The organism is Pseudoxanthomonas sp. GM95, assembly GCF_900109775.1.
Classification (GTDB): domain Bacteria; phylum Pseudomonadota; class Gammaproteobacteria; order Xanthomonadales; family Xanthomonadaceae; genus Pseudoxanthomonas_A.
In genome coordinates, this window is record NZ_FOAX01000002.1 from 1084754 (window position 1) to 1097837 (window position 13084).

General features: G+C 67.2%; 10 protein-coding genes. 2 read left to right on the top strand and 8 right to left on the bottom strand.

All coding sequences use genetic code 11. The features are described from left to right. Nucleotides 1–40: 40 nt before the first annotated feature. Nucleotides 41–1099, bottom strand: a complete 1059-nt coding sequence (locus tag BMZ17_RS12845) for a right-handed parallel beta-helix repeat-containing protein (protein WP_093138955.1) — start codon at nucleotides 1097–1099, stop codon at nucleotides 41–43. A gap of 252 nt (nucleotides 1100–1351) precedes the next feature. On the opposite strand from BMZ17_RS12845, the gene BMZ17_RS12850 reads away from it, so the two are divergent. Next, nucleotides 1352–1726 carry a response regulator gene (locus tag BMZ17_RS12850; RefSeq protein ID WP_175485576.1) on the top strand — a complete coding sequence of 125 codons (375 nt, stop codon included), beginning with the start codon at nucleotides 1352–1354 and terminating at the stop codon, nucleotides 1724–1726. 15 nt (nucleotides 1727–1741) lie between these two features. On the opposite strand, the gene BMZ17_RS12855 is transcribed toward BMZ17_RS12850, so the two are convergent. After that, nucleotides 1742–4171 carry a penicillin acylase family protein gene (locus BMZ17_RS12855; RefSeq protein ID WP_093138957.1) on the bottom strand — a complete coding sequence of 810 codons (2430 nt, stop codon included), beginning with the start codon at nucleotides 4169–4171 and terminating at the stop codon, nucleotides 1742–1744. Between the two features lie 165 nt (nucleotides 4172–4336). On the opposite strand from BMZ17_RS12855, the gene bfr reads away from it, so the two are divergent. Continuing rightward, nucleotides 4337–4822 carry a bacterioferritin gene (gene bfr, locus BMZ17_RS12860; protein WP_093138958.1) on the top strand — a complete coding sequence of 162 codons (486 nt, stop codon included), beginning with the start codon at nucleotides 4337–4339 and terminating at the stop codon, nucleotides 4820–4822. Nucleotides 4823–5536: 714 nt separating this feature from the next. Here bfr and BMZ17_RS12870 read toward each other — a convergent pair. The 6 genes from BMZ17_RS12870 to BMZ17_RS12895 all read right to left on the bottom strand — a co-directional run bounded on the left by BMZ17_RS12870 (nucleotide 5537) and on the right by BMZ17_RS12895 (nucleotide 12884). Next, entirely contained in the window at nucleotides 5537–6193 is a 657-nt protein-coding gene (locus BMZ17_RS12870; protein WP_093138959.1) for a thiopurine S-methyltransferase, read from the bottom strand. A 150-nt stretch (nucleotides 6194–6343) separates the two neighbouring features. After that, nucleotides 6344–8590: a DNA topoisomerase IV subunit A gene (parC, locus tag BMZ17_RS12875; RefSeq protein WP_093138960.1), complete on the bottom strand. Its 2247-nt coding sequence runs from the start codon at nucleotides 8588–8590 to the stop codon at nucleotides 6344–6346. Between the two features lie 205 nt (nucleotides 8591–8795). Next, on the bottom strand, nucleotides 8796–9284 hold the full coding sequence (locus tag BMZ17_RS12880) for a GlcG/HbpS family heme-binding protein (RefSeq protein ID WP_093138961.1): 489 nt from the start codon (nucleotides 9282–9284) through the stop codon (nucleotides 8796–8798). Between the two features lie 45 nt (nucleotides 9285–9329). Then, nucleotides 9330–10706: a cytochrome c gene (locus BMZ17_RS12885; protein WP_093138962.1), complete on the bottom strand. Its 1377-nt coding sequence runs from the start codon at nucleotides 10704–10706 to the stop codon at nucleotides 9330–9332. After that, complete coding sequence (locus BMZ17_RS12890; protein ID WP_093138963.1) at nucleotides 10703–12328, bottom strand: GMC family oxidoreductase; 1626 nt, start codon at nucleotides 12326–12328, stop codon at nucleotides 10703–10705. The genes BMZ17_RS12885 and BMZ17_RS12890 overlap by 4 nt, the downstream gene beginning before the upstream one ends. Continuing rightward, the gene (locus tag BMZ17_RS12895; protein ID WP_093138964.1) at nucleotides 12321–12884 is read right to left on the bottom strand and encodes a sugar dehydrogenase complex small subunit; all 564 of its coding nucleotides are present in this window, start codon (nucleotides 12882–12884) and stop codon (nucleotides 12321–12323) included. Before BMZ17_RS12895 ends, BMZ17_RS12890 begins: the two co-directional genes overlap by 8 nt. Nucleotides 12885–13084: the final 200 nt, after the last annotated feature.

The window sequence follows — 13084 nt, forward strand, 5'->3', positions numbered from 1 at the left end:
ATCGCTCCGGCGGGCGTGGTCGTTTGCAACAAGGGAAGATTTACGGCTCGTGGCGCACGCAGTAGCCGTAGCGCTGCGGATCGAGGTCCACGCCCGAGGCGGTGGCCTGGTTGCTGGCCTTCCAGATGTTCGGCTTGAAGTCGGCGCTGGTGCAGTTGGCCGCCTTGTCCACGCCGATGGTGTAGGTGAAGGGATCCTTGTCGAAGTGGTTGGCATCGAAGGTGTTGTTCTGGCTGACGCTGTTGTCCCAGCACTGGGTGCTGCCATCGGCGTTACGGAAGCGGATCGCGCAGGTCAGGAACACGCCGGCGCCGTGATTGCCGCTGAAGGTGTTGCCGACGAACAGGTTGTTGCGCGAGTTGGACAGGTACGCGCCCTGGCTGCCGTTGTTGGACAGGATGTTGTCGCGGATCTCGCTGTCGTTGATCTCTTCGGCGGTGATGCCGGCGGCAACGTTGTCGTGCACGTGGTTGTCGTGCATCTTCACCTTTGAGGTGGAGTTGAACGACACGCCATCCCAGATCGCGCCGAAGACTTCGTTGTGGTCCAGGGTGATGTCGGTGCTGTGCTGTTCGGTCAGCAGGCAGGCGCTGCGGCAGTTGCTGGCCTTCAGGCGGGTCAGGCGCACGTTGATGCCCCGACGCACGACCACCGCACTGTTGCTCAGGTACGGCCGCTCGGGCATGAATTCCTTCTCGGCCTTGCCACCGATGAAGGTGATGTCGGAGATGGTGACGTTCTGGATCGGGCGCACGGGGATCTGGTCAACCGAATCGCCAACGACCAGCAGCGGCTGCTGCACGTTGTCGCGCATGTGCAGGACGGTCTTGGGGCCGGCGCCGCGCAAGGTGGTGTTGTCGCGCAGCAGGGCGATCAGGCCCTGCAGCTGGTAGTCGCCGGCGCCCAGGCACAGCACGGCGGGCGAACCGTCGTTGGGCAGGTCGTTGATGGCGCCCTGCAGGTTGTCGGCCGGGCCGACCTTGGCGGTGCAGGCGGGAGCGTCCCGTTCGGCGGCATGCGCCGGCGATGCGATGAAGCACGCAGCCAGCAGCGTGACGCAGGGCAGGGCGAGGGCGTGGGGCCAGAGGCGTGGGATCATTGGAAACCTGTTGCGTAGGGGGTAAAAGCGCCACGGCAGTGGAGATGCCGCAGTGCAGCAGGCATTGTTGCCGGCGCCGGGTTGGCATCGTGTGCATCAGCGGCGCCTGGCCGATGACATCGTGGCAAGAGCGCCCTGCCGGGCTAACCGGCGTTCATGCTTGTCCAAAAAACACGCGTTCTTGTCATGGCAGACGCGATAGTGCAGGCCAGTCCTGCCGTTCCACCCGCAGCAGGTTCAACGAGGAGTGCCATGGCCAAGCGCCTGCGAGTCCTGATGGTCGATGACAATCCCGAGTTGCTGCGCGTCCTGCAGGAAGGCTTGAGCATGTACGACGTCGATGTGGTCACCGCCGAGGATGCGTCGGAGGCCATCGACATCCTGATCCGTGACCAGGCCTTCGATGTCCTGATGAGCGATGTGCTGATGCCCAAGGGGCTCTCGGGCGTGCAGCTGGTGGAAATGGTGTCGCGCGAGCACCCGCAGATCGCCGTGGTGCTGACCTCCGGTTATCCGCAGGCGCAGCTGCCGACGTTGCCGCGTGGCGTGCGATTCCTGCCCAAGCCATACCAGTTCGGCGGCCTGATGGCCGCGCTGACCGAGGAAGCCAGCCTGGTCCGAGGCTGACGTGACGCCGCCGGCTCAGTGCGGCTGCAGGGTCAGCGTGTGCTGGGCCTGGCCGGGCAGGAACGGCGTCGGCCGCCCGTGCACCCAGTCCTGGTGGCCCGCACCCCAGTAAGGCGACAGCGGATGGCCGCTCTGGCCGCCGGGCATGTGGATGATGCCGTCTGCTTCATGGCCGGGCGAGACCACCATGCGTTCGGATGCGCCGAAGCTCGGCGCCTGCACGCGCGGCATGTCGCCTGCGCCGGGCAGCGGATCGGCCGGCATGCACAGCAGGCGCTTGGCCCGCCACGGCAGCACGGCCGACAGCGGATGGCAGATCTTGGCGGTGTTGTGTTCGCCCCAGGTGCGGCTGTCCAGCGGCGCGTCTTCGGACAGTTCATCGCGGACCTGTGCGGCCGCTGCTTCCAGCAGGCGATCCCAACCCTGCGCGTCGTTGCAGGTCGACGTGGCGGGTGTGGGGCAGGCGTCCTGGCGCGGCAACAGGTTCGCTGGGCGCTGCTGCAGCAGTGCCCACATCACGCCTTCGAACTGCGGCAGGCCCGGCGCGACGAAGTCAGGCCCCAAGGCCGCACGCGCGGGCGCAGTCAGGCCGTCCTCCAGCCGGGCCTGCACGGCCAGCCGCCAGGCGCGGACCAGGCGGAAGCTCACCGATTCGATGTTGGCGTTGCCGTCCCAGTGCGCGGCGGCGCCGCCCAGTTCGCGCAGGGCCGAGCCTTCGGGCGCCGCGTTGGCCTGGGCCTGCAGCAGCGCCCACCAGCGCTGCAGGAACACCGCGCGGCTGTCCAGCTGCACGGCGAGCAGGGCGCGCTCGTCCAGGCGATCCAGCCGCTGCAGGTCGTCGCGGATCTGCTGTGCGCGTGCACCCAGCGCGTAACCGCCGTCGCCGAGCGTGGCCAGCAGCGGGCCGTCGGCCACGCGGTTGTTGGCGGTCCACAGGCGGCCATCGGCTGGATCGGTCAGCGCGGCGACCTGCGTGGTCGAGATTGGCCACGGCGCGCAGGCCGCCGCCGGCTGGCCGGCGTCGTCCAGCGCGGCCGAGGCGCTGGGTAACACCAGCCGCTCCGGGCCACAGCCGGGCGCGCGCTGCGGCAGCGGGCCAAGCAGGCGCCAGGCAATGCGGCCGCTGGCATCGGCCAGCATCAGGTTCTGCGCGGGCACGGCGATGGTGTCGGCGGCCTTCAGCGCGGCGTCCAGGTTGCCGGCGCGCGCGAGATCTGACAGACCCAGATTCAGCGCGCCAGGCAGGTGCCCGACCCAGCGCAGCGCCAGCGCCTGGCCGTCGGGAAGCGCCTTGACCAGCGGACCTTCGGCGGTCTCGCGCACGTCCAGCGTCTCGTCATCGCCGCCGGCCACGGCGATGCGCTCGTGGTGCACGGTCAGCACGGCGCAGCCGCTGGTGCGCTGGGCGGTGCAGGGCGTGACCCGGAACAGATTGGCCGTGTCGGCATAGCCGTTGGTGAAGCCCCAGGCCACGTGTGTATTGCTGCCGACGATCACCGCCGGCAGGCCGGGCAGGCTGAAACCGGTCACATCGACCTTGCCACCGGCCGCCTGCGGATCGGAATAGCGCAGGCGCACGCGGAACCACAGGTTGGGTGCGCGCAGGGCCAGGTGCATGTCGTCGGCCACGATCGCGCGGCCGTCGGCGGTCAGGGTGCCGGCCACGGCGAAGTTGTTGCTGCCCGGCGCCAGCCCTTCAGCGCCGGACGACGACTGATGCGCGGGCATCGGCAGTTTGCGCAGGTCCACCTGGGCGGCATCGGGCAACGCCGGCGCGGCGCGCGCTTGCCCCTGCAGCGGTGCATCCCAGCTGTTGCCATCCGCGGTGAGCAGGGCGAACAGCGGCGCCGGCAGGTGCTGCTTGAGCTGCCACAGGCCGAGGCCGCGCTGGTCGTCGGCGTCCTGCAGGTCGAAGTACATCGCATCGCCGGTCAGCACCGCATCGGCGGCGGTCCATGGCTGCGGCGTCTGGCGCAGCAGCAGGTACGGCCAGGGGCGCGTTTTCAGTGCGGCCAGGCCATCGTTGACGCCGGCGGTATAAGCGTCCAGTTCGGCGCGATGCGGACCGGCGAAGACCGCGAGATCGGCTTCAGCCCGCGCACGCATCCGGTGCAGGCGATGCTGCCGATCCAGCGGCAGCGCCCGTGCGCCGAACAGCGCGGCCAGTTCGCCGGCCGAGGTGCGGCGCATCAGGTCCATCTCGAAGAACCGTTCCTGCGCGTGCACGTAGCCCAGCGCCCGCGCTGCGTCGTCTGGATTGGCGGCCTCGATGGTCACCGTGCCCAGCGCATCGCGGCTCAGGGTGACCGGCGCGGACAGGCCAGGCAGGTCCTGCGGCCCATCCAGCGCGGGCAGGCTGCCGCGCAGCAGCGCCCAGCCCAGCAAGCCCGCCAGGACCGTCAAGCCCAGCAGCGTCAACAGCGTCCATGTGATCCAGCGGGTCATGCCGTACTCGTGCGACCGGGACAGGCCGGCCTGTGGGGAAATGATGGGGGCGCACCGTGAAGCCGGAATGGCGCCAATCCGGGCTGCAAGTGAAACTGATTCCGATTAGAACACCGCCCGCCGTGATCCGGCACCATGCACGCAGTTTCCAGCCTCGAGCTCCCCATGAAAGGTCATCCCGAAGTCGTCGCCTGCCTGATCGAACTGCTGCGCGGCGAGCTTGCCGCCCGCGATCAGTACTTCCTGCATTCGCGCCGTTACGAGGACCAGGGCCTGATGGCGCTGTACGCGCGCATCGGCCACGAGATGGAGGAGGAGACCGAACACGCCGACGCGATCCTGCGCCGCATCCTGTTCCTGGAAGGCGACCCGGACATGCGTCCGCATCCCTTCACCCCCGGCAAGACCGTGGTGGAGATGCTCGAAGCCGACCTGCAGACCGAGTACAAGGTGCGCGCTGACCTGGCCGCGGCCATGAAGCTCTGCGAAGAGAAGCGTGACTACGTGAGCCGCGACATGCTGCTCGCGCAGCTGCGCGATACCGAGGAAGACCATGCGTGGTGGCTGGAGCAGCAGCTGGGGCTGATCAAGCGCATCGGGCTTGAGCTGTACCAGGTGTCGAAGATTGATGGGGCGCCGGCCAAGGGTTGATTTGGCTGTCGTTTCGTTGGTCGTTTGAGGAACGCCGGGCATTGCTCGGCGTTTTTCGTTTTGGGTGTGTGGTTTCGTTGAGGTGTGTTTTCTTTGGAATTGGAGCAAGGGCTTTCGTGCGGCTTCGCCGCCCGACCTACTTTCTTTGCTTGTGCAAAGAAAGCTAGGCAAAGAAACACACTCCGTGCGGCACGCCTGCGCTACGCGCAGATTCGCTATGGGACGAGGGATTTTTGGAAGGGGCATCCCTGTCCCTTCCAAAAACGACGCGCATCCATGCACGTCGCCCTGCGGGTCCTAGCCTCGTCCCTTCGCCGTGCCTCACGGAGGGATTTAGAGCGCAAGCAAAAAGCGGAAGCAAAAAGCAAAGAAGCAGCATCTGCTTGTAGCCAGCCTAAATCTGCATGACGTAAAGCCGAGCTTGCTCGGCTGCTCTGGCTTTAGCGCTTGCTGTTGCCTAGCTCTTGATCCTCAGCGCCTTTAAAGCGAGCCGAGCACCGCAGGCTGATTGGGTCGAAGAGGCGCCCTGTTTGAGCGCAGCGAGTTTGGGCGCCGTGCCCGATCAGACGAGGAGCACAGGGGACCGGGCCGAAGGCCCGGCGAGTGTCAGGCGCTGGCGGTTTTGCTTCCTTTTGCCAAGACAAAAGGAAGGCGCGCCGCGCAGCGGCGTGAAAGCTCTGCTTTGGCTTCAAGGCAACGAAGGAAAAGGGACGACTACCTTCGCCCCAACCGATAAACCGCCGTCTCCAACCGCGTTACCCCTTCCGCTGCAAACCGCGGCTCATACGACAGGATGTCTCGGCGCTCCACATCTTCGATGTCCCAGTCGGGCGAAAATAACGACCGAACTTCGTCCGGCTCCACCGAAAACGGCGGCCCGTCTTTCTGCGCCTGCGGGTACTCCAGCGTGATCAGCAAACCACGGCACGCCGCCGGGAGGCACGCATAAAGTTCGGCTACGTAACGCTGCCGCATGGCCTCCGGCAGCGCGATCAACGCCGCGCGGTCGTACACGCCGGCGCAATCGGCCAGCACGTCGGCATCCAGGCCGAAGGCGTCGCCGCAGATCAGTTCAATTCCGCCCGCCGCGTAATGCGTGCCGTAGCGCGTTTCCCGCACCTGCGGCGTCAAACCGTGTTCGGCGAAGAAGGCCTGCACGGCGACCTGCGACAGCTCCACGCCAAGTACGCGATGGCCCTGCGCAACCAGCCAGGCCATGTCCAGCGACTTGCCGGCCAGCGGCACGAAGACCCGGCTGCCGGCCGGCAGTCCAAGCGATGGCCAATGCTTCTGCAGCAGCGGCATCACCTTGTCCTGGTGGAACCCGATCCGGTTCGTGTCCCAACGCTCGTGCCAGAACTCCGGGTGCATGTCAGTCCTCGTTAGACGAATGCCCTGGCGTCGGCATGGGCCGGGAGAGCGCCTCCGATGAGAGAAGCGCCCGGTGCGCGGTGTCGGGAAGTGGCGAAACCGCGATGCTTCAGGCCTGCATGCACACCGGCGTGCAGGCGCTGAAGCGGTTTACGCAACCGCCAGTCCATCCACCTTCTGCCAGCCACGTGGCAGCAACATGCCGCGCGTGGCACGCGTGCCGGTGTAGATGTCCAGGTCCTTGAACGACAGGGTCATGGTGCGTGCGCCGCTGAAGATCTGCAGCGTGCCGCCCGGCGCGATGGCCACGATGGCCACGACATGCTCGGTGGCCATCTTGGCCTTGGGGATGTCGATGATCTTGTTGCCTTTGCCCTTGTCCAGCTCGGGCAGGTCGCTGGCGGCGATGGACAGCAGGTTGCCGGCGCTGGTCACCGCCACGATGCGGTCGCTGCTGGTGTTGGCCACCAGGGCCGGCTGCAGGACCTTGGCGTTGGGGGTGAGGTTGAGCATCGCCTTGCCAGCCTTGTTGCGGCTGGTGAGGTTCTCGAAGCGGGTCACGAAGCCGTAGCCGTGGCTGGAGGCCAGCACGAAGCGGGTGTCGTTCTCGCCCGAGGCCAGCGCCTGGAACGAGGCGCCGCCCGCCGGCGAGAAGCGCCCGGTCAGGGGTTCGCCATTGCCGCGCGCCGAAGGCAGGGTGTGCACCGCGGTCGAATAGCTGCGGCCGGTCGAATCGAAGAAGGCGACCTGGTGGTTACTGCGCGCACGCACGGCGGCCAGCAGGCTGTCGCCATCGCGATAGCCCAGTTTCGCCGTATCGATGTCGTTGCCCTTGGCCGCGCGCACCCAGCCCTTTTCGGACACGATCACGGTCATCGGCTCGCTGGCGACCAGCTCGGTTTCGTCCAGGGCCTGCGCGGCCTGGCGCGAGACCAGCGGCGAGCGACGCTCGTCGCCGAACTTCTTGGCATCGGCCAGCAGTTCGTCCTTGACCAGCTTCTTGAGCTTGGTGGTCGAGCCCAGGGTGGCAGTCAGGCGCTCGCGCTCCTTGGCCAGCTCGTCCTGCTCGCCACGGATCTTCATTTCTTCCAGGCGGGCCAGCTGGCGCAGGCGGGTTTCCAGGATGTAGTCGGCCTGGTCTTCGCTCAGGGCGAAGCGCGCGATCAGCGCAGGCTTGGGCTCGTCCTCGGTGCGGATGATGCGGATCACTTCATCCAGGTTGAGGAAGGCGGTCAGCAGGCCTTCCAACAGGTGCAGGCGACGCTCGACCTTCTCCAGGCGGTGCTTGAGGCGACGGGTCACCGTGTCGTAGCGGAAGCCCAGCCACTCGCTCAGGAAGGTGCGCAGGTTCTTGACCTGCGGGCGCCCATCCAGGCCGATGATGTTGAGGTTGACCCGGTAGCTCTTTTCCAGATCCGTGGTGGCGAACAGGTGCCCCATCAGCTGGTCGGCATCGACACGGTTGGAACGCGGGATCAGCACCACGCGCACCGGATTCTGGTGGTCCGATTCGTCGCGGATGTCTTCCAGCCAGGGCAGCTTCTTGGCGCGCATCTGGGTGGCGATCTGCTCGATCACCTTGGACGGCGACACCTGGTAAGGCAGCGCGGTGACGACGATGTTCGCGTTTTCCTTGGCGAAGGTCGCGCGCGCGCGGACGCTGCCGTGCCCGGTTTCGTACATCGTGCGCAGGTCGGACTGCGAAGTGATGATCTCGGCGGTGGTCGGATAGTCCGGGCCACGCACGTGCTCGCACAGGTCGGCGACGGTGGCTTCCGGATCGTCGATCAGGCGGATCAGCGCGCTGACGATCTCGTTGAGGTTGTGCGGCGGCACGTCGGTGGCCATGCCGACCGCGATGCCGGTGGTGCCGTTGAGCAGCAGGTGCGGCAGGCGCGCCGGCAGCCAGGTCGGCTCTTCCAGAGTGCCGTCGAAGTTGGGCGACCAGTCGGTGGTGCCCTGGCCCAGTTCGCCCAGCAGCACTTCGGCGATCGGGGTCAGCTTGGACTCGGTGTAACGCATGGCCGCGAACGACTTGGGATCGTCGGTCGAGCCGAAGTTGCCCTGGCCGTCGATCAGCGGATAGCGATACGAGAACGGCTGGGCCATCAGCACCAGCGCTTCGTAGCAGGCGCTGTCGCCGTGCGGATGGAACTTGCCGATGACATCGCCGACGGTGCGGGCGGACTTCTTCGGCTTGGAGGCCGCGTTGAGGCCCAGCTCGCTCATCGAGTAGATGATGCGGCGCTGCACGGGCTTGAGCCCGTCGCCGATGAAGGGCAGGGCGCGGTCCAGGACCACGTACATCGAGTAGTCCAGGTAGGCACGCTCGGCGTACTCGCGCAGCGGGATCTGCTCGAAGCCATGGAAAGTGGGGCGAATCGTCTCGTCGGTCATGCGGCACTGCATCTGGAGTGAACCCGGGCGATTTTAGCCTCGCGCCCGTCGCAGCGCCCGCGACTGGGGTCGCGCGCCTGAGGATCGAGCGGCGCAGACGGCCGGAAACGCAGAAGGCAGGCGCCTTGGCGCCTGCCTTCCAGGGATCACGCATGGCGCGGGCGAGGCGGCTTCAGTGCCCGCTGGCCCGGCGATCTGCGCGGTTTTACAGCTTGCCGTCCAGCGCGTGGCTGGCCTGCACGGCGATCGGGTCGTCGTGCGCGCCCACGGCGGTGCTGACGCCCACGGCGCCGATCACCTGCTTGTCCACGACGATCGGCTGGCCGCCGGCCAGGGTGGTGAAGCCCAGCGCCAGCAGGGCCGGGCCGCCTTCGTTGATGCGCTTTTCCATATTGGTGCTGGCCACGCCAAACAGGGCCGAGGTCTTGCCCTTGCGCACGGCCAGTTCGGCGCTGATGGCGGTGGCGCCGTCCATCTTGTTGACCAGGATCGGGTAGCCGGCGGCGTCGACCACCGCGACCGAGCCGGTCCAGCCCTGGGCGGCGGCGTATTGGGTGGCGGCGTCAGCGATGGCCTGTGCGGCGGCCAGGGTCAGCTGCGGCTTGGCCGGCAGGGTGAGTTTCGACTCGGCGGCCGATGCGGCGGTGATGCTGGCCAGCGAGAAGGCGCCTGCCAGAAGAATGCGTCCGATCATCAATGTCTCCGGTGGAGGTTGGGGGAGGGGTGACGGGCCAGGCGCTCAGCGCGCCTTGCGCACGTCCTCGGCGGTCAGCGTGGTCTGCGGATTGCCGAATTGCTGGAACAGGAAGTTGCCCAGGGTGGCGACCTGCGCATCGCTGAGGTCGGTGAAGCCGGGCATGAACACCTCGTGGTCGCCGACCTTGCGGTGCAGGCCGTGCAGGATCACCGCGGTCACGTTGCGGGTGTCGTTGTCGCCCAGCACCGTGTTGCCGATCAGGCGCGGGTATTCGCCCACGCCTTTGCCGGTCACGGTGTGGCAGGTGGCGCAGTTGGCGTTGAACAGCAGCTGGCCATCCAGCGTGTCGCTGCTGGCGTCGTAGCTGCGGCCCAGGGCGCGGACGTGGTCGATGCCGGCATAGGCCTGGCCGCTGGCGAAGCGCGGCTGCGCGTTGCCTTTGTTTTCCACGGCCGGCACGGTGCGCAGATAGGTGACCATCGCGTTGATGTCGGCGTCATCGAGCTTGCTGGTGCTGTTCTCGATCACCTCGGCCATCGGGCCGCCGGCATTGGCGTTGACCTTGCCGTGGACTTCGCCGGTCTTCAGATAGCGCGCGATGTCCGCATCGCTCCAGCCGCCGAGGCCGCTGTTGGTGCTGGAGGTGATGTTATAGGCATCCCACAGGCCAAGATCACCGCCGGACAGCGTCGGTCCGGACAGGCCCTGGATGAAGTTGCGCGGGGTGTGGCACTCCTGGCAGTGCTCCATCGTCTGCACCAGGTAGGCGCCGCGATTCCAGGCTTCGCCCTTGGCCGGATCGGCCTCTTGGCGGCCGGCATGGAAGTTCAGCACGTTCCAGAACGCCATCGCCCAGCGCTGGTTGAACGGAAAGCCCATCGTGTTGGCCGGCGGCGCCTGCTGGATCGGCGCCAGCGTGCGCAGGTAGGCCACCAGCGCGGTCACGTCCGCATCGGACATGCCGGTGTAAGAGGTGTACGGCATCGCCGGATACAGGCGACGGCCGTCCTTGGAGATGCCGTTGCGGATCGCGCCGACGATCTCTTCATCGGTGAAGCTGCCGATGCCGTCCGTCTTGTCCTGGGTGATGTTGGTCGAATACAGCTTGCCGAAGGGTGTATCGAAGGCCACGCCACCGGCATAGGGCTTGTCCTTGTCGATGGTGTGGCAGGCCACGCAGTCGGCCGCGCGCGCCACGTAGGCGCCGCGCTGGATCAGCGCCGCCTGGTCCGCGCCGACCGGCTTGGCCGGCATGTGGATCTGCGACTGCTTGGCGATGGTCACGGCCACCGTGGCACCGACGATCACCGCGACCGCCAGCACGCCCAGGCCGATCAGGTTCCGGGTGCGCGCACGTCCCTGTGCACGCGTGGGAGCCGAACGCAGGGATCGCACCGGCTTCATCGAGGGCGCGCTCATGCGGCCGCCTTGATGATGCTGTCGGCGGCGAGCAGCGACAGCGATACGCCGGTCAGGGTGGAGTTCACCGTCGAGGCGGTGGGCATCACGCCGGTGCCGCCGAAGAACAGGTTCTTGTGGTCGTGCGCCTGGGCCAGCTTGTTGCACACCGAGGTGTTGGGATCGCTGCCCATGCGCAGGGTGCCGGTGATGTGCTGGCTGTTGGTGTAGGTGCCGCGGTCCGAGTACTTGGCCTGGGTGCCGCCGGTGGCGCGTACGGCCTGTTCGAACAGGTCGCGGCACACGTCGTAGCCCTTGTGCACGTACTCGGGGAAGCGGTAGTGCACTTCCATCTTCGGGATGCCCCAGGCGTCCTTCTGGCCGCTCAGGACGATGCGGTTCTCCGGGTCGGGCAGCATCTCGAACATCGACTTGAGCAGCACGAAGCGCTCGGCGTCGTGCTTGATCTTGTCGTTGAGCTCGTTGCCGTAATAGCCCTGGGCGACGTACTTCTCGGTGAGGTAGCGCGTGGGGTTGTCGTTGTGCACGTCGATGCGGATCGCCGAGCGCTCGCCGCGGAAATCGCCATCGCGGGTGTTGTTGATGCTGCCCGGGCACATCGGGCCACGGCCCAGGTAGAGCGGCTCGTCGGCGATGTATTCGGCGGCGCTGGCCGGGTGGTCCATCAGGTTGCGGCCGACCTGGTCGGTGGCATTGGCCACGCCGTTCGGATTGCGCGCATCGGTGGACATCAGCAGGATCTTGACCGTCTCCATCGCATTGGCGGTCAGCAGGAAATGCTTGCCGGTGACGCGATGGACCTGCTTGTGCTGGTCGATGAAGTGCACCGCCTGGACCTGGTTGTCCGCGCCGGTCTCGATCTTGAACACCACCGCGTTGGGCACCAGGTGCAGGCCCAGCTTCTGCGCGCGGCGCACCGACATGCTGCCGTTGTATTGCGCGCCGATCGGGCACACCGGCATGCAGTTGTTGTTGCCGCAGCAGGCCGGGCGGTTGTCGTACACGGTGCTGTTGCGCGCCTGCGGGCCGGGCACGACTTTCAGGTCCAGGCTGTCGTAGCGCTGGCGCAGGCGTTCGAAGCCGTAGGACAGCGGCAGCACGTCCATCGGATACGGCGCGCTGCGCGGTGAGCCGTAGTCGCCGCCCGCCAGCGGGCCACCACCGGAGACACCCATCTCGCGCTCGGCTTCCAGGTAGAACGGCTCGAGTTCTTCGTAGCTGATCGGCCAGTCGGTGGCGATGCCGTACAGCGACTGCAGGCGCATGTCGTTGGGGATCAGGCGCCAGGCCTGGCCGGCCCAGTGCCAGGTGGTGCCGCCGACGCCGCGGATGTACTGCGCGGTGTAGGGCGCCGGGCCTTTCTGGATCAGGTAGCCGTTGTCGTGCGGGATGAAGTTCGGATGCGGCGCCCACGGCTGCATCGGATACGGCGCCATGTGGTTGTTCTTGTAGGCACCGGCACGGTAGTTGGAGACCAGCTCGGCCTGGTCCAGCGGGCCGCCGGCTTCGAGCATCAGCACGCTCAGGCCCTGGGCCAGCAGCTTGACTGCCGCTGCGCCGCCGGCCGTGCCGGCGCCGACGATGACCACATCGGCCGACAAGGATTTGGACGCATCAGACATGGGTGGGGGCTCCCTGCGAAACGGTGGCGGGTGCATCGACCCAGAAGTTCGGGCTGCCGGTGCAGTAGCTCGGCGGCTGCACCACGTCGGCCATCACCTGGTTGCTGGCGGTGGTCTCGAAGCCGAAGCAGTTGCGTACGCCGTCCTTGTCCTCGGCCGTGCCCAGATACAGCGCGGTGTTCATGCGCAGGAACAGGTCCTTGAGCGCGGTGCCCTTGGTTTCCAGGGCGGCCAGGCGCGCGGCCGGGTCGGCGATGTCGGCGACCTGGGTCAGTGCGTCGCCCAGCTGCGCGGCGGTGGCTTCCAGTCCGGGCAGCACGCCGGACAACGTGTGGAAGGTGCGATTGATCAGCACGCGGTCCACGCCGATGCTGCCGGACAGCGTGTCGGCCAGTGCGATGAAGGCGCCCGGCGCCGGTGCCAGCGCGTCGAGCGCGGCTGCGGTGGCCGGCTGTGTCGCGGCGCTCGCCGCGCTACCGCCGCCGATCGCCAGCAAAGTGGCGCCGGCGCCCAGGCTGGCGCCGCCGGCCAGCAGGAAATTGCGTCTGCTTACCATCTGAATTCCTTGTTGAAAGGGAGGCTGCAAACGGCGCGCTTGCCGATGGATCGGCAAAGACGGGCCGTCACCCCGCGTGCGAGCGGAGTTGCGTGGAATGCGCGAAGAGGGAGGTGGCGATCAGCCCGGTGCGGGTGGCCCGGCCGCCGGCAGATGCTGTTTCGAGCGTCGCGTGATGCGTGCGCGGGTCGTCGCACCCG

What these genes read in the sequence shown, in the direction of transcription:
- BMZ17_RS12845 (WP_093138955.1), bottom strand. Translation starts at nt 1,099, where the DNA reads ATGATCCCACGCCTCTGGCCCCACGCCCTCGCCCTGCCCTGCGTCACG.
- BMZ17_RS12850 (WP_175485576.1), top strand. Translation starts at nt 1,352, where the DNA reads ATGGCCAAGCGCCTGCGAGTCCTGATGGTCGATGACAATCCCGAGTTG.
- BMZ17_RS12855 (WP_093138957.1), bottom strand. Translation starts at nt 4,171, where the DNA reads ATGACCCGCTGGATCACATGGACGCTGTTGACGCTGCTGGGCTTGACG.
- bfr (WP_093138958.1), top strand. Translation starts at nt 4,337, where the DNA reads ATGAAAGGTCATCCCGAAGTCGTCGCCTGCCTGATCGAACTGCTGCGC.
- BMZ17_RS12870 (WP_093138959.1), bottom strand. Translation starts at nt 6,193, where the DNA reads ATGCACCCGGAGTTCTGGCACGAGCGTTGGGACACGAACCGGATCGGG.
- parC (WP_093138960.1), bottom strand. Translation starts at nt 8,590, where the DNA reads ATGACCGACGAGACGATTCGCCCCACTTTCCATGGCTTCGAGCAGATC.
- BMZ17_RS12880 (WP_093138961.1), bottom strand. Translation starts at nt 9,284, where the DNA reads ATGATCGGACGCATTCTTCTGGCAGGCGCCTTCTCGCTGGCCAGCATC.
- BMZ17_RS12885 (WP_093138962.1), bottom strand. Translation starts at nt 10,706, where the DNA reads ATGAGCGCGCCCTCGATGAAGCCGGTGCGATCCCTGCGTTCGGCTCCC.
- BMZ17_RS12890 (WP_093138963.1), bottom strand. Translation starts at nt 12,328, where the DNA reads ATGTCTGATGCGTCCAAATCCTTGTCGGCCGATGTGGTCATCGTCGGC.
- BMZ17_RS12895 (WP_093138964.1), bottom strand. Translation starts at nt 12,884, where the DNA reads ATGGTAAGCAGACGCAATTTCCTGCTGGCCGGCGGCGCCAGCCTGGGC.